The 402-nt window shown below is 55.2% G+C and carries 1 protein-coding gene; it reads right to left on the bottom strand.

Annotated elements, in window-relative coordinates; genetic code table 11:
- The coding region (locus GR197_RS31695) for a DUF1302 family protein (RefSeq protein WP_164016646.1) at window positions 1-402 on the bottom strand (402 nt) is incomplete at both ends.

Below are 402 nucleotides of genomic sequence, written 5' to 3'. Positions count from 1 at the left end.
ACACCGATCGGACTCGTCGGCAGGCCGGTGTACGCTCCATTCACCAGGTTCGTGTTGGTAGCATTCAGAGTACCGTTACTGATTTGACCGCCGTTGGATTGTCCGGCGATTGTTCCCGCGTCGATACCGGAAACGTTGAAATTATTGCCGCTAACCGAACCGGGTTGAGCACCTCGTCCAAACACATCCGACGCGGACCAGAACCCGCCAACAGGCGGATACTTGTTGCCGTTCCACTGCCATTGCAGATACGCTTCCGTTGAAAAACCCGCCGGTAGGCTACTGGCGAAGCTAACCATAGGCGCCGGACGAAGAGCCTGTTTCAATTGCGTACCTGGCACAAGCAATTTTTGAATGTCCAAGCTGTTCGTTGCGTTGATGCCGCCCGATGCGAAGTAGCTC

This window comes from Rhizobium phaseoli (assembly GCF_010668805.1).
Taxonomy (GTDB): Bacteria; Pseudomonadota; Alphaproteobacteria; order Rhizobiales; family Rhizobiaceae; genus Rhizobium; species Rhizobium phaseoli_A.
This window is presented reverse-complemented; position numbering and strand designations above follow the sequence as displayed.